The sequence below is a fragment of the Tenacibaculum ascidiaceicola genome, assembly GCF_047470925.1.
In the GTDB taxonomy this organism is placed as follows: domain Bacteria; phylum Bacteroidota; class Bacteroidia; order Flavobacteriales; family Flavobacteriaceae; genus Polaribacter; species Polaribacter discolor.
In genome coordinates this window covers 1-23,012 of record NZ_JAZKJP010000001.1, presented here as the reverse complement: position 1 = coordinate 23,012, position 23,012 = coordinate 1, and the positions used below count along the sequence as shown (strand labels likewise).

Here is a 23,012-nt window from a genome sequence, read left to right as displayed (position 1 = left end):
TTAGTTTCCTTTTTTATAATCTGCTAAAAATTTAGCTAAACCAATATCTGTTAATGGGTGCTTTAATAATCCTTCAATTGCACTTAAAGGTCCAGTCATAACATCAGCACCAATCTTAGCACAATCAATAATATGCATTGTGTGACGCACAGAAGCTGCTAAAATTTCTGTTTCAAAAGCATAGTTATCAAAAATTTGGCGAATTTCAGCGATTAGGTTTAAACCATCTGTAGAAATATCATCTAAACGACCAATAAACGGAGACACATATGTTGCTCCTGCTTTTGCTGCCAATAATGCTTGACCTGCTGAAAATACCAGAGTTACATTGGTTTTTATTCCTTTATCAGAAAAATATTTACATGCTTTAATACCATCTTTAATCATAGGTAATTTTACTACGATTTGAGGGTTTAAAGCAGCTAACGCTTCTCCTTCCTTCACCATTCCGTCAAAATTAGTAGAGATTACCTCAGCAGAAACATCTCCTTCTACTATTTCGCAAATTGCTTTGTAGTGGTTGATAATGTTATCTTCTCCTGTTATACCTTCTTTAGCCATTAATGACGGGTTTGTTGTTACCCCATCTAAAATACCTAAAGCCTGTGCTTCTCTAATTTGATCTAAGTTAGCTGTATCAATAAAAAATTTCATCTGTATATTTATTATGTAGTTGTGTTCTAATTTTTGAATTCTACGAGAGTACAACTCTCTTTAAAACAACGCATAAAACAATATTTTATGCCGTAATTTTCTTTAATTATTAATCTTCTGCGAATTTACAATTTATAATGATTCATTAGTAATTTTTCATAAACTTTATCAGGTAAGATTCTTTTTAATACAATTGAAAATTTCTCCATAAATCCACCAACTTTATAGTGAATTTTAGGATTCTTATTTTCAATGATTTTATAAATTGCTTCTGCCATAAGTATTGGGTCTGCTCCCGAATCAACATGAGCATCCATTAAAGCTAAATTTTCAGCATATTTTTCTTTGTAAGCAGAATTTTCAAAAACAGGTGTATGGTATCTTCCCGCAGCAATATTCGTGGCAAAATCTCCTGGAGCTACGTTTACAACCTTAATTCCGAAGCTTTTTACCTCCATACTCAACGCTTCTGTTACTAATTCTAACGCTCCTTTACTTGCAGAATAAATCCCTCTAAAAGGTAAACCCATGTACCCTGCGATTGATGTTGTATTAATAATCGTTCCTGATTGTTGCCTTCGCATATAAGGTAATACTTCTTTAACTACATCAATTACTCCAAAGAAGTTTGTATTAAAATTATCTTTTATTTCTTCTGTTGGAGTATCTTCAATAGGGCCTGTAATTCCTTTTCCTGCATTGTTTATTAACACATCAATCTTTCCTTCAGCAGTAATTACTTCTTCTACAGCTTTCTTTATCAATTCTTGATTAGTTACATCTAATGCTACCATTTGAAACGGAGCATTTACTTTTTGAGGATTTCTACTTGTTCCGTAAACTTTAAATCCTCTATCATGTAAATAAGTAGCAATTGATTTTCCTATTCCTGAAGAAGCTCCTGTTATGAAAACTATTTTTGACATTCTTGTAATTTTAAGCAAATATCTTAAAGTTGCCTCCAATAAAAAAACTTTAAAACTTATCTTAGCGTTTTATCCATCAAGAACAAACACTATGCATAAAAAAACATTTTCTTTATCAGTTTTTATGACATCTTTGGCGATATTAATTGCTGGATGTTCTTCTTCTACTGCTCAAAAAAGCACATCATTATTTTCTAAAAGTGAAACATTTACACGCCAAGATTCTTTGCGTGGTTCTATTACTCCAGAAAGATCGTGGTGGGACTTAACATATTACCACCTTAATGTAGCTGTGAATCCTGATAAAAAATTTATTAAAGGAAAAAACACTGTACAATATAAAGTTTTAAAACCTCATCAAGTTTTACAAATAGACTTGCAACCTCCTTTAAAAATTACCAAAGCGATTCAAAATAATGAAGAGCTAAAAGTTGTTTCTGAAGGTAATGCACATTTTATTCAACTGAAATCTCCGCAAAAAGAAGGAGCTATAAATTCTGTTGATGTGTATTACGAAGGAAATCCTAAAGAAGCGATTAGAGCTCCTTGGGATGGTGGTTTTTCTTGGAAAAAAGATAGTAATGGAAATCATTTTGTTGCTACTTCATGTCAAGGATTAGGCGCAAGTGTTTGGTGGCCAAATAAAGACCATATGTATGATGAAGTAGATAGTATGGCGATTAGTGTTCGTGTACCTAAAAACTTAATGGATGTTTCTAATGGACGTTTACGTAATATTGAACAACACAATGATAACACAACCACCTACCATTGGTTTGTTGACAATCCGATTAACAACTACGGAGTAAATGTAAATATTGGGGATTATGTGCATTTTTCTGAGAAATACCAAGGTGAAGATGGAGAGTTAGACATGAATTATTATGTGTTACGTGACAATCTTAAAAAAGCCAAAAAGCAGTTTAAAGATGCTCCTAAGATGATGAAAGCTTTTGAACATTGGTTTGGTAAATATCCCTTTTATGAAGATGGTTTTAAACTAGTAGAAGTTCCGTATTTAGGAATGGAACATCAAAGTTCAGTTACTTACGGAAATCAATATAAAAATGGATATTTAGGTAGAGATTTATCTGGAACTGGCTGGGGCTTAAAATTTGATTTCATTATTATTCACGAATCTGGTCATGAATGGTTTGCAAATAATATAACAGATAAAGACATCGCCGATATGTGGGTTCATGAGAGTTTTACTGCTTATTCAGAAAACTTGTTCTTAGATTATTATTACGGAAAAGAAGCGTCTGCTGAATATGTTATTGGAACACGAAGTTCTATTCAAAATGATAAACCAATTATTGGTCATTATAACGTAAACAATGAAGGTTCAGGTGATATGTATTATAAGGGAGCAAATATGTTACATACCATTCGTCAATTGGTAAATGATGATGAAAAGTGGCGTCAAATTTTACGTGGTTTGAATGCTGATTTTTACCATAAAACAGTAACTACTAAAGAAATTGAACAATACATGATTGATAAATCTAGAATTGATTTAAGTAAAGTATTCGATCAATATTTACGTACGGTGAAGATTCCTGAGTTAGAGTATACAATTAAAAACAATACCTTAAAATATCGCTGGAATAATGTTGTTAAAGGTTTTAGTATGCCTGTAAAGGTAATTATTGATGAAAAAGTTGAATTACTAAATCCTAACGAGAATTGGCAAACAAAAACTATTAAAGGAAACTCTATTGAAGTTGACAAAAATTATTATGTAAATTCTAAATCCGTTTAAAAACTTCATTCTATCATTTTTATGATTAAGCGGTTATTAAAAAGTTTTACACTTAATCCTAAAAAGCTGTTCTTAATTGATGGATTAGGAGCAGTTTTATCTGCTTTTTTATTGGGTATTGTATTAGTAAAATTTGAAAGTATCATAGGAATCCCTCCTTCTACTCTTTATTTTCTAGCGGTTTTTCCTTTGCTCTTTGCTATCTATGATTTTTACTGTTATCGAAAAAAGCACAATAATCTTAAGTCTTTTTTAGAAGGAATCGCAATTGCAAACCTACTATATTGCTGTTTTTCTGTTGGAGTTACTCTCTATCATTTAAAAACTATTACTTATTTAGGGTGGATTTATATTCTAGCTAAAACCTTGATTATCCTTATTCTATTGAGTTTTGAGTTCATGATAGCCAAACAACTTGCTAAAAACTAAACATAAAAAAACTCGAACCATTTAAGATTCGAGTTTTTTTTATGATTGCTAAATTATCTTAGTAATCTAATCTTTTTAAGTAGTCTAGTTTTTCTTGCCAAAGATCTAATTGGTCTTTAAAGTCTTGAATTCCCTTACGAACATTTTGTACTAAAGGGTTATCTTCTGTAGCGTTTGAAATAAAGCTTAAGTTGTTTTCTAACTGTTGCATTTCGCGTACAGTTTCATCTATTTTCTTTCTAATAAAGAACTGTTCACTATCTAATTTTCTGTAATCTTCTTGCGCTAAATAAGTATCAACAACACCTTTAAACTTCATCATTTCAATATCAATTCTGCCCATGTCTAATTTATCTAGATGTGCATCCATTGCTTTATTGAATTTTTCGTCTAAGTAACGTGCATTTCTTGGTAAAGCTCCTAATGCTCTCCAATCTGCCAATGTTTTTTCTACATCTTCTTCTGTAGATATTTCAGCAGTTTTAATTTGCTCTATAAATTCTTTTTTAGCTTCTACTACAGCTAACTGCTCTTTATTCTCTTCATTTTTACGTGCGTGTAACCTGTCGAAATAATGATTACAAGCATTCTTAAATCGCTTCCAAATATCGTCAGAAAATTTTCTAGGCACATGCCCTATTTTTTTCCAATCAGATTGAATGCGTTTCATTGTATTGGTAGTTTCGCTCCAGTCTTCGCTATCTTTTAAGCTTTCAGCAAGCTCTACCAATTCCATTTTCTTTTTTAAGTTCTCGTTTTGAGCACTTTTTTCTTGCTTATAAAAAGCATTTTTTGCAGAGTTAAACTTTTTTGTAGCTGTTTTAAACTCTTGCCATACAGCCTCACTTTTACTGTAAGGTAACTTACCTATGTCAAAGTATTTTTTGCGTAACTTTTCTATTTCTGCGATACTTTTTTGCCAGTCGTTGTGTGTTTTATTGTTTGATGTGTCGTACGCATTGATTTCTGCAGCTATAGCCAATTTAGCATCAATCATTTCTTGATGTTTTGACTTTAACTCTCTGTAGTGTTGATGGCGTCTATCGTGAATTTTCTTAGTTGCTTCACTAAACCTACCCCAAACATCTTCTCTATGTTCTCTTGATACAGGTCCTATATCTTCCTTCCACATACGATGCAATTCTTGTAACTCTTTAAAAGCCACATTAACATCTTCTACATCACTTAAAGCTTCTGCTCTTTCTATTAATCGCAGTTTTTCTTCTAAATTATGTTTGAAGTCTAACTCTCTAAAATCTTTATTTAAGTGTAGTAAATCGTAAAAACGTTCTACATGATGATGGTATGTTCTCCAAGTATCATTGTACTTTGTTTTTGGCACTGCTCCTACACTCTTCCAACGATTTTGAATTTCTTGAAAATCGTTATACATCGTTTTAGGGTCAGCACCCTTAATCAAAGTCTTTAACTCTTCAATTAAATTATTTCTTCTCTCTAAATTTTCTTTTAGTTGTTTTTCTAACTGAGAATAGTAAGCATCGCGTTTCGCTTTATACTCACCTAATAAATTATTATATTCTGTTTTTACTGGGCTAGAAAACTGGAAGTCTATAGAATTTCCTCCATCTGCTAAAAATGCTTCTTTTTTCTTTGCTAATAAAGCTCCAAACTTTGAATTGAATGCTGTTTTAATAGCATCTACATTTGATTTTAGTTGTTGTATTGGGTGACTTTTTAGCAGTTTTTTTAATTCATCAACCAATTTCTCTAACTCCATCGAAGCGTAGTCTAGCATTGGAATTTCATGCTTTTCATCTGCTTTTTCAGACTCATTGGCTACTTCATTTTCAACCTCATTAACAGCATTTTCAGTATCGTTATTTGTCTTCGTTTGCTCTTCTGTAATTGGTTTTTCTACTTTCTCTTCGTTATTTTCTAACATATCTACAATGTTTAAGTTCCTTTGATTTAGATTATAAAGATAAGGATTCTTAGAGAATAGCAAATTTTATTTTAGTTTTTAAAATTTTAGCTATCGTTCCATATTTTCCAAGCTTTTTCTGCTTGAAGCTGTAACATCTCTAATCCATTTTTTATAGTTGCTCCTTGCTCTCTCCCTTTTCTCAAAAAAGTGGTTTCTGGTGGGTTGTATATTAAATCATACAATAAATGTTTACCTGATAAAAACTCATATGGAATATCAGGAGAATTCTCCACATTTGGGTGTGTACCTAAAGGGGTACAATTTACAATAACGGTATATGACTCTATAAGTTCTTTATCAATATCTTGATACGAAATTTGCTTTTTTCCTTCAGGGGCTCTAGAAACATATTTATACTTTATCCCTAAACCTTCAAGTACATAAGCTACTGCTTTTGACGCTCCTCCTGTTCCTAATATCAAGGCTTTTTTATGTCGTTTTTTTAATAATGGTTTTAATGATTTTTTAAAACCATATACATCAGTATTATACCCCTTTAATCTTCCTTTTTTAGTTATTTTAATAGTGTTTACTGCACCTACTTTTAAAGCTTTCTTATCTATTCTATCTAAAAAATTAAAAACATCTAATTTATATGGAATTGTTACATTCATTCCTTTTAACTGTTTTTTATTTTCTTTTATTTTTTGAGGAAGCTCATGTATTGATTGAATATCAAAATTGATATACTCATGATTTTTTAAGTCTAGTTTTTCAAACTTTTCGGTAAAGTATCCACGAGAAAATGAGTACGAAATATTCTTTCCTACTAAAGCATATAAATGCTTATTTTCTTTTTTGGTCATAAAAATCAATAATTAATATTAATGCAACTCCAATAATAATGAATCCTATTGAAATCCATGTTTCTTGATTGTTAAAATTGGGAATAAATCTCTGGTAGTTTTCTATAATTTTATTTCCGCTTTGATCAAGCAAAAACATACCTTCTTGTTTTTTATAAATAGTTTCTTTCCATGGCCAAACAACTCCAAGCGATCCAGTTATAAAACCTATAATAATTGCTGTTACAATTTGATGCCATCTTTTTAATACATAACCTAAAACATGTGAAATAGATACAAGTCCAAAGGCTGACCCTGCTGTAAAAACACCTATTATCTTTAAGTAACGAACTTTTACTTGATTATTTAAAACTTCAAAGTTTCCAGACAATAGGTTTGTAATTACACTTCCTAACACGTTTACACTATCTACCAACAACAGTACATAGTTCCCTAGTAATATAAGAATAAATGAGCCTGAAAGCCCTGGTAATGTCATTCCTGAAACTCCTATAATTCCACACAAAAACACAAACCACAAATTATCATTTTCTGTAGCTGGTGTCATAAAACTAATAGAAATTCCAACTGAAGCTCCAATAAGTAACCCTAAAATAGTTTTAGGTTTCCAGTCTCCGAAATCTTTTGATATATAATAAATAGAGCCTATAATCATTCCAAAGAACCATGACCATACATATAATTGATAATTTCTTAAGAAGTAATCTAAAACAAGAGACACACTGAAGTAGCTAAACATACTTCCAGCCATTACCCATACTAAAAATTGTAAGTTGGTATAACTAGCGAAACTTTTAAAACGCCCGTTAAATAACAGCTTAAAAGCTTTGCCGTTAATTCTTTGAAAAGTATAAATAAGTTCTTCATAAAACCCCATCACAAAAGCCACCATACCACCTGAAACTCCTGGTACTTTATTAGCTCCTCCCATTATTAATCCTTTTAAAAAAAGGTTTATTCTTTGTGATAGCGTGCGCTCTTTATACATGCGGTTTGATTAGAACGCTAAGTTAGTTATTTTCTAGTGCTTTTTTACTGCTAATTTTTCTAGTAATAAAATAAGTCCGAAACCAATTATAGCCAACACTGTTGCATACATTAATTGAGGGTTTCCGTCGTAAGAAAATGGGGAAATAGACAACTCATTAAAAGGCACTTGTTCTCCATGTGAATTGGTTCTATATGTCAAAACTTTTTTCCAAGGCCAAATTTTATTTAGTGAACCTATTATAAATCCTGTTAACACAACTAGAGTATGGTTTTTATAATTTTCGAACAGGTATTTTAAAATTCTTGAAAACGTTAACAAACCTATAATTGCTCCTAATCCAACAAATGTGATAGTTGTAAAATCACGATTATTTACAGCTGCTAAAACTGGTTTATAGGCTCCCAATAATACCAATATAAAGGATCCTGAAATACCTGGTAAAATCATAGCGCAAATGGCTATAGCTCCTGCTAAAAACATAAACGACATTGAGGAATGTTCAGAAACTAACGGGTTTAAAGTTGTGATATAATAAGCTAATATAGCTCCTAAAATTAATAGAATTCCCGAAACAAGGTTCCATTGAGTAACTTGTTTTGCTATATAAATAATACTTGCTAATACTAACCCAAAGAAAAAAGACCATACCAAAATTGGGTGATGTATTAATAACCAAGAAATCATTTTTGCTAATGAAACAATACTAATAAAAATTCCTACAAAAAGAGAAGCTAAGAAATTACCATTTATTTGCCTCCAAGCTGATGCAAAACCTTCTTTTCGTAAAGTTTTAAGTAGTTTTAAATTAACATTACTAATAGAACCTAACAGCTCTTCATAAATTCCTGAAATAAATGCAATAGTGCCTCCTGAAACACCTGGTACTACATCAGCAGCCCCCATAGCCATTCCTTTTAACATGATTACGAAGTAATCCTTAATAGTTCTATTCATAAAATAGTTTGGTTATTTTTTTTCTTTAGATTTAAAGTTGATTAGGCTTTTTTTCTTTGGTTTTAGACTGTCTTTTTTTACTTCTTTTTTCTTGTCTTTTTTATTAAAACCTAGTTTTTTTCCTAAGTCGCGCAAGTTATTAAAATTAACTTGATATGAAATACCTACTCCTTGTGTATATCCTTCTTCTTCGGTAGAATACTGTACTTCATTTTGACGGTTAAATACTGTACCTCTTAAATTACCTTCTTCATTTAAAAGTACCTCTACTTTTACCTCTCCAACTACACTGGTTTGTGTGTTAGTTCCTACCGGTACTCCTACCTTCCCATTCACTAATACTTTATCGGTCAATTGCGTTGATACCGAAACATCCAGTTGATCGTCTGAATTAAGGTTATCTACATTTCCTCTATCTCCTTGTGTATATCCTACTCCTAACTGAAATTTATTTCCGTCACTATTTAACATATTCGTTAAAATACTTGAAGCAATTTCAGAGGCTGTACCTGTAATTCCTGAACTAGCACTACTACCAATAGCATCCGGATTATAAAATGTACCAAAGGCTAATAAAAAAGAGAAATGTTGCATTTTGGTATTTAAATCATTCTCATTCAAAATAAACTCTAACTCTGAACTTACTGTTGAATTTGCATTTGGTATTTTAATATCGAATTCTTGTTTTGAACTAAATAATCCTCCTGTAATTTTCGTGTATAAATCAATTGGAATCTTACGATTTGAATTAATATTATCTAGTAACTGTGCTGGGTTTGCTTTAGTTCTATATACTGCAGTTATATCTAAGTCGGCTTCATAAGGATCTCCATTCCAAGAAATAGTCCCACCTTTTTGTACAATAAAAGGCTTGGTTATTCCTGCATATTTAAAATTATAGAAACCATTGTCTACGGTAAAATCTCCAAACATGTTAAACTTACCTCGTGTATCAATATCAATTCTAAGATTTCCTTCTCCACTTCCTTTTAACTCACTTCCCGAAACTTTATCAATTACCACCTGAGCTACTGCATCTTTTGTTACAGCTAGATTAAGCCTTAAATCTAGGCCTTTTATATCTCCAATAACTTTTCCTTTTGCTCCCTCTTCTTCTTCTCCTGTTTTAAATCGGATTAACTTATAATTATCTATCGTTTTAACATCACTTAACGGAATTACAAATAGGGTTCCTTTGTTTGTTTTTCCGTTAACCTCAATATCTAAATAACTTGTAAGTCCTCTGATTTTTGCTTCCCCATTTAAAAAGCCAGTTCCATAGTACTGAGACTCTTCTGTTTCTTGTGTATCTAGAATCAATAAATTTTGAGTACTAATGTCAAAATTCAAAAACCAGTCTTTAAAATTTTGGTGCACAATACTTCCAGATAAATCCCCTTGTGTTAAGTACTTTGTATCTTCTAGAATTATGTCTTTAAAAATAAATTCTTGTTTATCTAAAACAACACTCGTATTTCCTTTTAAGTCAAAATCTACATTTAAATACGGGAAAGCTAATCCTGCATTCTCAAAATTTAAGATTCCTTTAAAATCAGGATTTCTCAAATACCCTTTTGCAGTAAAGTCTCCTGTTACTTTTCCTCTTAGCTTTGATAATACATCTTCTCCTAATGGACTGAAAGCAGCAATATCATACTCTTTCAGATAAATATCTAGGTCAATAACTGGTCTTTCTGTAGAAAAGTCAATTCCTCCAGTAGCGGATATATTCTTTGCATTTTCATTTTCTAGAGATAAATTGACATTATATTTCTCGTAAGAATTATCTCCCGTAACATTTAGTGCTAAATTTCCTTGCGAATAATCGTTTATGTAAAAATTTTCTACATATAAGTTTCCTTCTGGAGCTACAATTTCATTTTCTTGCTTAAACTCTAACCTCCCATTTAGTTTTCCATCTAATTTTAAACTGTCCACTGGTGGTAAAAAACTAGCTAGTTTTACTTTATTAAAATTTGCTTGTATGTCTTTATAAGTACTGTCTCTTACAATTCCTTTAAAATCTATTCTTTGCTCTCCTGATTTAAGAACAAAAGGACTAATTGTAAAATCATCTTTTTGTAAATCAAATGTTACTTTATTATTTCTGTCATCATTTGGGTTTATTAACCAATCAAAACCTTTATAGTGTAATTTAGATTTTTGAATTCCCACAACAGATTTTTGAAATTCATTAATTGTATAAAAGAAATCTAAACTAAAGCTTTCTGCATAATCTTTTCCTCCCTTAAATAGCGATTTAAAAAACAATGTATCGTTCTGAGTACGATTTAATAAGTTTAATTTTTCAATATTATAATACTTTGTATTAACCTTATTAGCTGTTAAGTGAGTATTATATAAAGGGTTTTTATTATCTAACCTCAGTACCACTCCTTCAATTATATTTTTATATGCATTTATTTCAGGAGACTCAAATGTAAGTTTTAACGAGTTTTTATCTGAATTAATACGACCTTTTAATCGTGTATTTTTTCCTATTGAAATGTTTGGCAAAAAAATATCTATAATTTGATTATAAATTGTGAAGTCAAAATCTAAAAACTGATTTGGCGCTACTTCATGTGGACGATAGTTTGTATACACACTACCCAAAGCATTCTGTGTAATTGGTAGTAATTCTTCAAAAGAAAATTTTCCTTTTACATACCCTTTTACAATATCTTCCGAGTTTACTTCTATATTTTTAATACTATCTTTTACTGATGAGTTTACTTCAAAACTCTTAAAAGGGTAACTCTGTTTTTGATTTCTGTACACTAAATTTTTAAAGGTTGCTTTCCCTACAATATCATCAAATGTGTTTCCAGAAATGTTTAAGTTAATATTTCCTTTTAACTCAGAAATGCTATCACGAGTAAATAAGTTTGTTTTCTTCAAATCAATTCTATCAACATCAGCAATAAAATCAAATTTGTTAATCTCTGATGAAAAATCTGCTAGTCCTTCAAATTTTAATTTGAAGTTATCATCGTCTGCATTTAGCAAACCATCAAACTTTTTATTTTGGAACTGTCCGTTTACTTGTAAGTTTTTATATTCATACTTATTAAAAAAAAGACTACTTATTCTCCCTATAATTATGGTATTGACATTATCAACATTAAACCCACTTCCATTAACATCTGCTTTTAACGAAACGGTTCCTAATACAGGGTCGTTAGCAAAAACACCAAGGTCAAAATCTTTAAATTCTACCTCTCCTGTGTACTCTGCTTTGTCTATATTATCAATATTTGTTAATTGAAGATCTGAAATTGCAGTTCCGATTTCTGATTTTACTGATACAGTAGCATCCATTTGTTGTGGAGTTACTCTCACTATCCCATTCAAAGTAAAATTCCCAAGTCTTTGAAATTCTGTTGGTAATGTTCTCCCTAATAAGTTTGGTAGTACATTTCTTAATTGAAAGTAATTTGCTGTAAGGTTATCTAAGTCTGCATCAAACACAAAACCTCTACTGGTTTTAACGGCATTAACAAATCCCATATTTCCAATAATTCTCATACCTCCCTTTGAATGTACTCTTACATTATTGGCACTAAAGTTATTCAAAACACCATCAATATCTCCGCTTATATACAGAAAATCATGCCCACCAATTTCATTGTATAGCTTATTTAAATCTTTTACTGAAACTACACTTTCTTGGAACTTAGCTTTAATTCTTACCTTGTCATTAAAGTTTACAAAGTCTTTTCGATTGTAAGTAAACTTAACTTTTGCATGAAGTTTAGTTTTATTATCTGTTTCTAACGTTGTATTTTTAAAATCCATGTAGGATCTTGTATACGTGAAGTCTGTCGATAAATTTGACACGTTAACCCCTCTGTTTCCTGTGAAAAACATATTTCTTATTTTCATAGAAACATCAGGACCTATAATCGAGAAATCGTTTAACTCAGCTCCTGCTTTATATGCCGCAAACTCCAGTGGATCTTGCTTATTTTCATCCATTAACTTAAAAGTTAAATCTTCTAAAGAAATTTTATCACTTTTAAGAATAAATGGTGCAGCTAAACTGTCTCTTGGTTTTCCATCTTCAAAACTGTCTACAAAAATAGACATGTTATCATTCTTTTCTCCTTTATAGGTTTTCATATAAAAATGAACTCCACTTAAAGAGGCTTCACCTAAATCTACTTTATTTTCTAATATTCGTTTGGCGTTCTGTAAGGAAGTAGTTAGGTTATTTACAAATATTAAAGTGTCTTTATGATGGTCCCTAATCTCAATTTCTTTTAACTGAACACTTCCTAACCATGATAAATCAATTTTTTTTACAACAATATTGGTATTAAACTCTTTGTTTACCCAATTCGTTGCTTGTTTGGCAAGTTGACTTTGTACAAAAGGTAACGATAGTAAAAGAAAAAGCAAGAGCAGAAAAAGTACTGCGTACTTTATTATTCTACCTATTATGTTCCCTAATCTTTTAATAACTTCCCTTATTTATAATCCTATTAACAAAAGTAATCAGCAAACTGCAAAAATGCTGCCTTATTTTAAAGAAATGTTATTTTTAACGAAAATCTAACGTAATATCAATATTTTTGTAACCTAAATCCGAAAAGATTTGAGTACAGAAAACATCTATATTTTAGGTATTGAGAGTTCTTGTGACGACACAAGTGCTTCGGTAATTTGTAACGGAAAAGTGTTAAGTAATGTTGTAGCAAACCAAGAAGTTCATGCTAAATATGGCGGTGTGGTTCCTGAACTAGCTTCAAGGGCGCATCAACAAAATATTGTTCCTGTTGTACAACAAGCTATTGAACAAGCTGGTATAACTAAAAACAATTTAAATGCAATTGCTTTTACTCGTGGCCCAGGGTTAATGGGCTCATTATTAGTTGGTACTTCATTTGCTAAATCTTTAGCCTTAGGACTAAACATTCCTCTGATAGATGTCAACCATATGCAAGCACATATTTTAGCTCATTTTATTAAAGAAGAAGAGAGTAAAATACCTCCATTTCCTTTTGTTTGCTTAACTATTAGTGGTGGGCACACACAAATTGTAAAAATCACCAATCATTTTGAAATGGAAGTTTTAGGTGAAACAATTGATGATGCAGTTGGTGAAGCCTTTGATAAATCTGCTAAAATTTTAGGTTTGCCTTATCCGGGAGGACCTTTAATTGATAAATATGCTCAATTAGGGAATCCTAAAGCTTTTAAATTTACGAAACCTAAGGTTGGTGATTTGGAGTTTAGTTTTAGTGGCTTAAAAACTGGAATCTTATATTTTGTTCAAAAAAATGTAAAAGAAAACCCTAATTTCATTAAAGAAAATCTTAATGACATCTGTGCTTCTATTCAATATACTATTATTGAAATTTTGATGGACAAACTTAAAAATACCGTAAAACAAACTGGTATTAAACATATAGCAATTGCTGGTGGTGTTTCTGCCAATTCAGAAATAAGAAAACGTTTAACTTTAGCAGAAAAGCACTGGGGATGGATCACCTATATTCCAAAATTTGAATACACAACTGACAATGCTGCAATGATTGCCATAGCTGGATATTTAAAGTATTTAAACAACGATTATTCTGATATTTCCGTAACTGCTAAAGCTCGTTTAAAAGTTACTGAATAAATCTCTTTTATACTACAATGACTAACTTTAAAAACAGATTTCTTTTTAGTATTACATATTATTTTTTGTGGGTAATATATTTTTTACTCGCTCGCTTTTTGTTCTTATTGTATTACTTCGATAAAACTTCTGAATTAAGTTTTTTTACTACGTTAAAAACGTTTATATATGGTATTCAATTAGACTTTTCTTTTGCTGCTTACTTAGCTGCTATTCCCTTTTTAGTTATTTTACTTTCAATATGGATTCCTAAGAAAATTATTGGTTACATTATTAAAGGATACACTTTCCCTATTCTTTTAGTAATTAATTTGTTTATGTTAACGGATATTTCTTTGTATAAATTCTGGGGAGTTCGTATAGATGTTACTGTCTTAAATTACATTAACACTCCTAAAGCAATGCTAGCTTCAGTAAGTACTTTACAGTTGATTGGTGGTTTATTTGCTTGGATTTTACTTTCTGCAGTTGCTATTTATTTATTTAATAAAATTTTAAATAAAGCACTTGATAAATTAAATAAGAGACATTTTTTAGAAGCTCCAGTATTTTTATTGTTAATAGGTGGTTTAATCATCCCTATGCGAGGTGGTTTTGCTAATATTCCTATTAACCAAAGTAATGTATACTTCTCTAAAAGCATGTTTGCTAATCACGCTGCGGTAAATTTCATCTGGAACTTTGCTAATACAATTAGTCATAAAACTGATGATAAAAACCCTTATGTCCACTATAAAAATAATATTGCTAAAGACATCATCAATAAAACTAAGAATCAACTTTTAACAGCAAGTACAGACTCTATTTTAAATACTAAAAAGCCTAATGTTATTATCCTTATTTGGGAAAGCCTTTCAGCAAAAGCTGTGGGAGCTTTAGGAGGGGAACCTGATGTTACCGTAAACCTAAATAAACTAGCTAAAGAAGGGATTTTGTTTACTAATTTCTATGGAAATGGAGACAGAACAGACAAAGGGGTTCCTGCTATTTTAAGTGGCTATTACCCTCAGCCAACAAAAAGCATTATGAAAATTCCATACAAAGCAAGAAAGTTACCAATACTTACCAAAGAAATGAAAAAACTAGGGTACAACACTAGTTTTTATTATGGTGGCGATAGTAATTTTGGAAACATGATTACCTATTTACGTAATGGTAGAATTGATAAAATTGTAGATGGAACTGAGTTTGACAAAGAAAACTGGAACTCAAAATGGGGAGCACATGATCATATCTTTTTAGATCGGTTTATGAAAGATTTATCTTCTCCTACCCTTAAAGAACCTTTTTTTGAAGTAGCTCTGACATTAACTAGTCATGAACCTTATGAATTTCCTGGAGAATATAAATTTGGTAAAAAATCTGTAGAAAATTTATACAGAAGCGCTCAAGCTTATACAGACAAAGCTATAGGTAAGTTTATTGACGAAGCCAAAAAACAACCTTGGTGGGATAATACATTAATTGTTATTTTATCTGATCATGGACATCCGTTACCTAAACATAAAGGATATTTTAATTCCCCTAAAAGATTTCAAATCCCAATGGTTTGGTTGGGTGGAGCTCTTAATAAAACAGGAATTACTATTGATAATTTTAGCGCTCAAAGTGATTTAGCATATACTTTAACAGACATGTTGGGGGGCAAACCAGAACAATTTAAGTTTGGAAAAAACATTTTTAACACTTCTGAAAATCAATATGTACATTATGTCTTTAATAAAGGATTTGGTACTATTTCTAAAAACGGAACTTTTGTTTATGATTATGTAAGCAATAAACCTGTAATACAAGAAGGCAATTATCAGCCTTTAGATTCTTTAGGAAGAGCTATCAGTCAGGATGCCTATCAAGATTTTTTAGATAAATAAAAGTTAATCTTTCATTAAGAGAGAAACTGTTAAAATCCATTTCATTACTTTTACCCTATGAAATGGATTTTATCGTTATTTTTACTTACCTCACTAGCAGTTCAATCTCAGAAATTACCAAAAGGATTTTCATATATAAAAGATATATCTCCTACCATTCAAGGCGAATTAAGATACTGTCATAACAACAACTTTATGGGAGTTCCAGTTAATGGATATGAAGAAAATACTCTTATAGCTACTACTCCTACTGCTAAAGCTTTAAAAAAAGTTCAAGATGAGTTAGCAAGTCAAAAATTAGGGTTAAAAGTTTATGATGCTTATCGTCCACAAACAGCAGTAAATCATTTTGTAAAATGGGCTCGAGTAATAAACGATACATTAATGAAGCAACAATACTATCCTGAGATTAATAAACGTCATTTATTTAAAAAAGGATATATTTCTTCAAAATCAGGACATTCACGAGGAAGTACTGTCGACTTAACAATTATACATCTAGAAACAGGTAAAGAACTAGACATGGGAAGTCCTTATGATTTCTTTGGGATTTCGTCTCACATTACTTATGAGAACCTTACTAAACAACAAAAAAAGAACAGACAATTACTACAAAAAGTAATGCGTAAACATGGCTTTAGATCTTATAGTAAAGAATGGTGGCATTTTACCTTAAGAGGAGAACCATTTCCTAAAACCTTTTTTGATTTTCCTGTAAAATAACTAGCTTTAACTCTAAATTTTAAAAACCACTTAAAAATCGGCATTATATTTGCTTTGATTTGTTTGCAATGATGAAAATAGTACCAACACTTGTAATCGTTTTTTTATGTAGCGTAACATCCAATGTTTTTGCACAGATGGATGGTACAATTGGTGGCAAAAAAAAGGGGGGCTCTTCTTTTGGCTTTATTACTGCGCCTGCTAAAGAAGTAAAAAAACCTAAAACGCTAGATTTTGATAATAACAACGGGTTTAAAACTGCTCATCAAAAACAACAAAAAGAACTCCAAAAAAAGCAAGCTCAAAAAGATTTAGAGAACAAAGGAATTTTAACCAAAGCTAAAATTGCAGAAGAACAATACTTAAAAGCCTTCAAACAAATTAATGGTATGTATCAATACCCAGTTATTGATCAAGATTTAGGTAGTTTTAGTACTAAGTCAAAAAGTGTTAATATTATTTGTAGAGATTATCAATATCCAGATGGAGACAAAGTTACTATCTATATAAATGATGTTCCAGTTGTTAGTAACCTTACACTAAAACAACGTTATCAATCTTTTAACCTTCCCCTAGATAAAGGAATAAATACTATAAAGATTGTTGCTTTAAATCAAGGAACCTCAGGCCCTAATACAGCTGCTTTTAAAATATATAATGACGCTGGTATGTTAATTTCATCTAATGAATGGAATTTAGCTACAGGTGCTAAAGCCACGATTATTGTAGCTAAGGAGCAGTAATTACCACATTTTTTTTATCTAAAACCTTTCTTCAACTTTTAGTAATAAGTTTTTTTAAATTACTAAAAACTACTTATTTTTGTAGCTACGTTTTGCTATAGGTAAAACAAACAAACATTTAAATAAACAACTAAAGTATATAATGAAGAAAATCACCAAAGAAACCTATATCAACTGGTATAGAGATATGCTATTTTGGAGAAAGTTTGAAGACAAGCTAGCAGCAGTTTACATTCAACAAAAAGTTAGAGGTTTTTTACACTTATATAACGGTCAAGAGGCTGTTTTGGCAGGTTCATTACATGCAATGGATTTGACTAAAGATAAAATGATTACTGCTTATCGTAATCACGTTCAACCAATTGGTATGGGTGAAGATCCAAAACGTGTTATGGCAGAGTTATATGGTAAAGCTACAGGTACTTCTCATGGTATGGGAGGTTCTATGCATATCTTCTCTAAAGAATACCGTTTCTATGGTGGTCACGGAATTGTGGGAGGACAAATTCCTTTAGGTGCTGGTATAGCTTTTGGAGATAAATACAAAGGTAGCGATGCTGTTACTTTATGTTATTTTGGTGATGGGGCTGCACGTCAAGGTTCTTTACATGAAACTTTTAACATGGCAATGAACTGGAAATTACCAGTAGTATTTATTGTTGAAAACAATGGATATGCTATGGGAACTTCTGTTGAAAGAACTGCAAACCATACTGATATTTGGAAGTTAGGATTAGGGTATGAAATGCCTTGTGGACCAGTTGATGGTATGAATCCTATCAAAGTTGCTGAAGCTGTAGATGAAGCTATTCAAAGAGCTCGTCGTGGCGACGGCCCTACTTTCTTAGAAATGAAAACTTACCGATATAGAGGTCACTCTATGTCTGATGCTCAACATTATCGTACTAAAGACGAGGTTGAAGAGTATAAAAAAATAGATCCAATTACTCAAGTTTTAGAGGTCATCAAAGAAAAGGAGTATGCCACAGAAGATGAAATCAAAACAATTGATAAAGAAGTAAAAGACATGGTTAAAGAATGTGAGAAATTCGCAGAAGAATCTCCATATCCAGAGCTAAATCAATTATATGATATGGTATACGAACAAGAAGATTATCCATTTATAAAATCTAAGTAAACTATGGCTACAATTATAAACATGCCTCGCTTAAGCGATACGATGGAAGAAGGAGTGGTAGCTTCTTGGTTAAAAAAAGTAGGAGATAAAGTTGAAGAAGGAGATATTTTAGCTGAAATTGAAACAGATAAAGCTACAATGGAGTTTGAATCTTTTCACGAAGGAACTTTATTGCATATCGGTGTTCAAGAGGGTGAAACAGCTCCTGTTGATAGTTTATTAGCTATTATTGGTGAAGAAGGAGAAGATTTTTCTTCATTATTAAATGGAAATACTTCTGAGCCTGCTAAAACAGAAACAGAAGCTCCTAAAGCAGAAGAGCCAAAAACAGAATCTACTAACACCACTGTTCCTGAAGGAGTAAAAGTGGTAACAATGCCTCGTTTAAGTGATACTATGACTGAAGGTACCGTTGCTTCTTGGTTAAAAAAAGTAGGTGACAATGTTGAAGAAGGAGATATTTTAGCTGAAATTGAAACTGATAAAGCTACAATGGAATTCGAATCTTTTAACGAAGGAACTTTATTACATATTGGTGTTCAAGAAGGTGAAAGTGCTCCAGTAGATAGTTTATTAGCTATTATTGGTGAAGCTGGAACTGACGTTTCTTCTTTAGTAGAAGCTCACAAAACTGGTACTTTAACTAGTGGAGAAACTTCTGAAAAACAAGAAGAAGCTCCTAAAGCTGTAGAAAATAAAACAGAAACAGTTGCTACTCCAGCAGAGACTGTATCAAATAATAATGGTGGACGAATCTTTGCTTCTCCTTTAGCAAAAAAGATTGCTAAGGACAAAGGAATTAATTTAGCAGACATTAAAGGTTCTGGTGAAAATGGTCGTATCATCAAAAAAGATGTTGAAAACTATACTCCAACTGCTAAAGTTGAAGCTCCAGTAGCTACTAGTAGTGATGCTCCATCAGCAGTAACTAATTTTGCGATTGCTGGAGAAGAAAACACTTCTGAAGTTAAAAACTCTCAAATGCGTAAAGCTATTGCTAAGGCATTAGGTAATTCTAAATTCTCTGCCCCTCACTTCTACTTAAATATTGAAGTAGATATGGACAATGCAATGGCTTCTCGTAAAACTATCAATGCTATTCCTGATACTAAAATATCATTTAACGATATGGTAGTAAAAGCATGTGCAATGGCATTAAAAAAGCATCCACAAGTAAATACTACTTGGACCGATGACAATACTTTATTCCATAGTCATATTCACGTAGGTGTTGCTGTAGCTGTAGATGAAGGTTTAGTCGTTCCTGTTGTAAAACATACCGATGCATTAAGTTTAACACAAATTGGAGCTGCTGTACGTGATTTAGCTGGTAAAGCTAGAAACAAAAAAATTACTCCAGCAGAAATGCAAGGAAGTACATTTACTGTCTCTAACTTAGGAATGTTTGGTATTGAAAGTTTTACTTCAATTATCAACCAACCTAATTCTGCAATTTTATCGGTAGGTGCAATTGTGCAAAAGCCAGTAGTTAAAAACGGAGAAATAGTAGTTGGAAACACTATGAAATTAACTTTAGCATGTGATCACAGAACTGTTGACGGTGCTGTTGGTGCTCAGTTTTTACAAACATTAAAAACCTATATTGAAAACCCAGTTACTATGTTAGCCTAGTTTTCAATAAAATTATAACTAAAAAAGCTCACCGTTGGTGAGCTTTTTTTATGAAGTAAATTTGCCTTATTTTGAATTTATAATATTAATTACCTCCCTTATCAATTTAGGTACAGAAGCTGGATTTTGTCCAGTTACCAATCGCCCATCAACTTCTACATGTTCTTCTTGAGCATTTGAATAAAAGAATTTTCCTCCATGACTTTCCACTGTTTTCCTTATCAAAAAAGGAAAGCTTTTAAAATATTCTTTGTCCTTCTTTTCATGATCTTCTGGAAACCCATTCACACGTTTATCTTTAACCACATATTCCCCATTACTTTTCTTTAAAAAAACAATTCCTGCTGTACCATGACAAACCGCACTTATAACTCCTTGCTGCTTTTCATAAATATCCATCGCTATTTTTTGTATTTCTTTATTCTTAGGCACATTAAACATAGCACTACCACCTCCTACATAATAAATAGCTTTATAATCTGTCGAATGAACTTGTGTTGGCCTTTTAGTATTTTTTAAAGCATACATAAAATCATTATCATACAAATACTCTTTCTTTATTTTTTCAGATGTATTTAAATATTTTAATGGAATTGCTCCTCCTTTAGGGCTTATAATATCTATGTTAAAACCAGCATCTTTAAACATTTCATAAGCTAATATTATTTCATCAAAACTATTACCTGTAGGAATGTCTGTTCCTAAATAATAATCAGTATTAGAAACAACAAACAAAATTTTATTTCCTGTTTCATTTGACGACTCTCTTGTGGCTGCTTTACTTATAATCTTCCATTGGTTGGTAAACTTCTTCAATAAAAAAAGGTCAATAAACCTCCATTTACGATTAGGTATTAAAATTTCAACTTTAGCAGTAGCAATATCATTAGTGATATCGATAGATATTATTTCTCCTATTCTACCATTAAACTTTCCTTTCTTATCAGGGGAGAAAAAATTTGTATACTCTTCAGGACTATATTTTTTGAAGCCATCTTTTCCTTTTAAATAAAGAGTTGCTTCATTTGAAAATGAACTTATAAGAATCTTAAGTTCATTATAAGAACTTCCTTCAATATAATTATTTAATGTTTTCTCTATTAACTCTTTATCAGAAAGTGTTAAATTTACTTCTGGGCGATCTATACTTTCATAAAGCAACTTATCATCTGACACAAAACTCTTGTCATAATTAATTACTTTTTGTTGTTTACTTCCATAGATATTAACAAGAAGTTTTTCTTTAAGATCTTCTTTATCTTGTGAAAAACTAGAGATAAAAAAGAAAGCTGAAATTAACGTAGTTATAATTTTCATTTTTAAAAGATTTAAATTTTACTTCAAACCTCTTAAAACAAAACTCTATTTTGATGAAATGTTATAATTTAGGCGTACTAAATTATAATTCTGTACTAATTTAGTCTTCCAAAAACTGCTTTTGATACTGAGCAGGTGTTTGTCCAACTACTTTTTTAAAAGTCGCATAAAAGTTTGATTTTGAAGAAAAACCAGCTTCAAAACCTATACTCTCTAATGTTATTTTATGATTTTTACTTATGATTTTCTTTGCTTCTTCAATTCTATATTCATTTAAAAACATAGCAAAGCTTTTTCCTAAATTATCATTTAAAAATTGAGATAATTTATGAGAAGATATGCCTATTTTAGCTGAAATATCAGATAACTTCACATCAGAATTCTTATACAACTCTTGCTCTCCCATTAAAGTATCTAATTGTAATTTTAATGAGATAGCTTCATCACTTTCAATCTTTTTTGCTGAATATTTTTCAGGTAAATCTCTAAAAATTGACTCTCTATTTTTCTTTGAAAGAAAAAGTAATACTAAACCATAAAAAACTATTGAAAAGGTAACAGTTCCTATAAAATAAAAATAAAAGTAACCAACTATATAAGCTAAGTAAATTAGTAGATTACTCGTATAAACAGCTAATAGCCATATCTCAGAAGTAGTACAACTTACATTTTTGAAAAACAACTTTCTAAAAGTATTTTTTAAAATAAAGGCTGATAATAGTATATAAACACCCCAAACAAAATAAATAAACTTCACAAAATATGTATTCCAAAAAAGAGCATTATTTGAGTAAGGCTTTATAACACCAACTATAGTTATTATTAGAAATAATAAAATAAAATGAAGTTTCCATTTTAATGGAATCCTCTTCGTTTTAAATACAGATGCTTTTAAGTAAAAATATAACGAGACACCAATTAAAAAACACGCTGATAAGCCAATTTGTATGATTAACAAATTTCTTTCTTCCCTTGGAGTAAATATTGTGTAAACTGATTTACCTATTCTAATAGTTAAAAAGAAAACTAACAACCCAAATATAAAATTAGGTACTCTTTTGGACTTATCAATCAGTAGAAAATAAATACTGACTAAAAACCCATTAAAAACACCTAAAGAACAAATAAAAAATAAAACTTCGTTATCCAAACTCATTTCGTATTTATAAAGCGTAAATATTAAAAAACAAATTTCAATGTACAAATCTTATTTAGTATAAAAATCATTACTAAGTAACGTTTTAAAAGCTTTTTAAGATAACGTGTTACTAGAACTATACTATATTAATGTATTCATAGTTTTCTTTAAAATAAAACATGTTATGTTAATTTCAATTTTGGAGTTATCTTGATCTTTTAGTTTAGTAGTAATAAAGTATTGAATTTAAAATAAGATCAAAAAAAAACCTCAATCTAATAAAAGATTGAGGTTTAAAAGAAAGGCAACGACCTACTCTCCCACCAGTGGCAGTACCATCGGCGCTAATGGGCTTAA

The 23,012-nt window shown here is 30.8% G+C and carries 17 protein-coding genes; 8 read left to right on the top strand and 9 right to left on the bottom strand.

The window, feature by feature from the left end; all coding sequences use genetic code 11:
• Together fsa and VBY68_RS00080 are read right to left on the bottom strand one after the other, a co-directional pair.
• Positions 1-654 carry a fructose-6-phosphate aldolase gene (gene fsa / locus VBY68_RS00085; protein ID WP_099216550.1) on the bottom strand — a complete coding sequence of 218 codons (654 nt, stop codon included), beginning with the start codon at positions 652-654 and terminating at the stop codon, positions 1-3.
• A gap of 125 nt (positions 655-779) precedes the next feature.
• A complete protein-coding gene (locus tag VBY68_RS00080) occupies positions 780-1,580 on the bottom strand; it encodes an SDR family oxidoreductase (RefSeq protein WP_415268480.1) in 801 nt (266 codons plus the stop codon).
• Positions 1,581-1,671: 91 nt separating this feature from the next.
• Here VBY68_RS00080 and VBY68_RS00075 point away from each other — a divergent pair, with 91 nt between their 5' ends.
• Together VBY68_RS00075 and VBY68_RS00070 are read left to right on the top strand one after the other, a co-directional pair.
• Positions 1,672-3,342, top strand: coding sequence for a M1 family metallopeptidase (locus VBY68_RS00075; RefSeq protein WP_415268479.1), 1,671 nt, complete (start codon positions 1,672-1,674; stop codon positions 3,340-3,342).
• Between the two features lie 21 nt (positions 3,343-3,363).
• The gene (locus tag VBY68_RS00070) at positions 3,364-3,771 is read left to right on the top strand and encodes a hypothetical protein (RefSeq protein WP_415268478.1); all 408 of its coding nucleotides are present in this window, start codon (positions 3,364-3,366) and stop codon (positions 3,769-3,771) included.
• Between the two features lie 58 nt (positions 3,772-3,829).
• Here the strand turns inward: VBY68_RS00070 and VBY68_RS00065 are convergent, their stop codons facing one another.
• The 5 genes from VBY68_RS00065 to VBY68_RS00045 form a co-directional block, all read right to left on the bottom strand.
• On the bottom strand, positions 3,830-5,674 hold the full coding sequence (locus tag VBY68_RS00065; protein WP_415268477.1) for a DUF349 domain-containing protein: 1,845 nt from the start codon (positions 5,672-5,674) through the stop codon (positions 3,830-3,832).
• An 86-nt stretch (positions 5,675-5,760) separates the two neighbouring features.
• On the bottom strand, positions 5,761-6,522 hold the full coding sequence (locus VBY68_RS00060) for a shikimate dehydrogenase family protein (RefSeq protein WP_415268476.1): 762 nt from the start codon (positions 6,520-6,522) through the stop codon (positions 5,761-5,763).
• Entirely contained in the window at positions 6,503-7,510 is a 1,008-nt protein-coding gene (locus VBY68_RS00055) for a DUF368 domain-containing protein (protein ID WP_415268475.1), read from the bottom strand. Before VBY68_RS00055 ends, VBY68_RS00060 begins: the two co-directional genes overlap by 20 nt.
• Before the next feature lie 33 nt (positions 7,511-7,543).
• The gene (locus VBY68_RS00050; protein WP_415268474.1) at positions 7,544-8,467 is read right to left on the bottom strand and encodes a polyprenyl-phosphate transporter; all 924 of its coding nucleotides are present in this window, start codon (positions 8,465-8,467) and stop codon (positions 7,544-7,546) included.
• A 12-nt stretch (positions 8,468-8,479) separates the two neighbouring features.
• Positions 8,480-12,868 (bottom strand): translocation/assembly module TamB domain-containing protein, encoded by a 4,389-nt coding sequence (locus VBY68_RS00045; protein WP_415268473.1) that lies wholly within the window; start codon positions 12,866-12,868, stop codon positions 8,480-8,482.
• 196 nt (positions 12,869-13,064) lie between these two features.
• Between VBY68_RS00045 and tsaD the strand changes: the two genes are divergently transcribed.
• The 6 genes from tsaD to VBY68_RS00015 all read left to right on the top strand — a co-directional run bounded on the left by tsaD (position 13,065) and on the right by VBY68_RS00015 (position 20,200).
• Positions 13,065-14,093 carry a tRNA (adenosine(37)-N6)-threonylcarbamoyltransferase complex transferase subunit TsaD gene (gene tsaD / locus VBY68_RS00040; RefSeq protein WP_415268472.1) on the top strand — a complete coding sequence of 343 codons (1,029 nt, stop codon included), beginning with the start codon at positions 13,065-13,067 and terminating at the stop codon, positions 14,091-14,093.
• A gap of 65 nt (positions 14,094-14,158) precedes the next feature.
• Positions 14,159-15,964, top strand: a complete 1,806-nt coding sequence (locus VBY68_RS00035) for an LTA synthase family protein (RefSeq protein ID WP_415268471.1) — start codon at positions 14,159-14,161, stop codon at positions 15,962-15,964.
• 57 nt (positions 15,965-16,021) lie between these two features.
• Positions 16,022-16,687: a M15 family metallopeptidase gene (locus VBY68_RS00030; RefSeq protein ID WP_415268470.1), complete on the top strand. Its 666-nt coding sequence runs from the start codon at positions 16,022-16,024 to the stop codon at positions 16,685-16,687.
• 68 nt (positions 16,688-16,755) lie between these two features.
• Positions 16,756-17,430, top strand: coding sequence for a hypothetical protein (locus tag VBY68_RS00025; protein WP_415268469.1), 675 nt, complete (start codon positions 16,756-16,758; stop codon positions 17,428-17,430).
• 142 nt (positions 17,431-17,572) lie between these two features.
• Positions 17,573-18,568, top strand: coding sequence for a pyruvate dehydrogenase (acetyl-transferring) E1 component subunit alpha (gene pdhA, locus VBY68_RS00020; RefSeq protein ID WP_099216561.1), 996 nt, complete (start codon positions 17,573-17,575; stop codon positions 18,566-18,568).
• A gap of 3 nt (positions 18,569-18,571) precedes the next feature.
• Positions 18,572-20,200 (top strand): pyruvate dehydrogenase complex dihydrolipoamide acetyltransferase, encoded by a 1,629-nt coding sequence (locus VBY68_RS00015; RefSeq protein ID WP_415268468.1) that lies wholly within the window; start codon positions 18,572-18,574, stop codon positions 20,198-20,200.
• Positions 20,201-20,266: 66 nt separating this feature from the next.
• Here the strand turns inward: VBY68_RS00015 and VBY68_RS00010 are convergent, their stop codons facing one another.
• Together VBY68_RS00010 and VBY68_RS00005 are read right to left on the bottom strand one after the other, a co-directional pair.
• Positions 20,267-21,517 carry a nuclear transport factor 2 family protein gene (locus VBY68_RS00010; RefSeq protein ID WP_415268467.1) on the bottom strand — a complete coding sequence of 417 codons (1,251 nt, stop codon included), beginning with the start codon at positions 21,515-21,517 and terminating at the stop codon, positions 20,267-20,269.
• Between the two features lie 100 nt (positions 21,518-21,617).
• Positions 21,618-22,673: an AraC family transcriptional regulator gene (locus tag VBY68_RS00005; RefSeq protein ID WP_415268466.1), complete on the bottom strand. Its 1,056-nt coding sequence runs from the start codon at positions 22,671-22,673 to the stop codon at positions 21,618-21,620.
• Between the last annotated feature and the right edge of the window lie 339 nt (positions 22,674-23,012).

Bases quoted from the DNA above. Each gene is read 5' to 3' on its own strand.
- fsa (WP_099216550.1), bottom strand. From the start codon at position 654: ATGAAATTTTTTATTGATACAGCTAACTTAGATCAAATTAGAGAAGCA.
- VBY68_RS00080 (WP_415268480.1), bottom strand. From the start codon at position 1,580: ATGTCAAAAATAGTTTTCATAACAGGAGCTTCTTCAGGAATAGGAAAA.
- VBY68_RS00075 (WP_415268479.1), top strand. From the start codon at position 1,672: ATGCATAAAAAAACATTTTCTTTATCAGTTTTTATGACATCTTTGGCG.
- VBY68_RS00070 (WP_415268478.1), top strand. From the start codon at position 3,364: ATGATTAAGCGGTTATTAAAAAGTTTTACACTTAATCCTAAAAAGCTG.
- VBY68_RS00065 (WP_415268477.1), bottom strand. From the start codon at position 5,674: ATGTTAGAAAATAACGAAGAGAAAGTAGAAAAACCAATTACAGAAGAG.
- VBY68_RS00060 (WP_415268476.1), bottom strand. From the start codon at position 6,522: ATGACCAAAAAAGAAAATAAGCATTTATATGCTTTAGTAGGAAAGAAT.
- VBY68_RS00055 (WP_415268475.1), bottom strand. From the start codon at position 7,510: ATGTATAAAGAGCGCACGCTATCACAAAGAATAAACCTTTTTTTAAAA.
- VBY68_RS00050 (WP_415268474.1), bottom strand. From the start codon at position 8,467: ATGAATAGAACTATTAAGGATTACTTCGTAATCATGTTAAAAGGAATG.
- VBY68_RS00030 (WP_415268470.1), top strand. From the start codon at position 16,022: ATGAAATGGATTTTATCGTTATTTTTACTTACCTCACTAGCAGTTCAA.
- VBY68_RS00025 (WP_415268469.1), top strand. From the start codon at position 16,756: ATGATGAAAATAGTACCAACACTTGTAATCGTTTTTTTATGTAGCGTA.
- pdhA (WP_099216561.1), top strand. From the start codon at position 17,573: ATGAAGAAAATCACCAAAGAAACCTATATCAACTGGTATAGAGATATG.
- VBY68_RS00015 (WP_415268468.1), top strand. From the start codon at position 18,572: ATGGCTACAATTATAAACATGCCTCGCTTAAGCGATACGATGGAAGAA.
- VBY68_RS00010 (WP_415268467.1), bottom strand. From the start codon at position 21,517: ATGAAAATTATAACTACGTTAATTTCAGCTTTCTTTTTTATCTCTAGT.
- VBY68_RS00005 (WP_415268466.1), bottom strand. From the start codon at position 22,673: ATGAGTTTGGATAACGAAGTTTTATTTTTTATTTGTTCTTTAGGTGTT.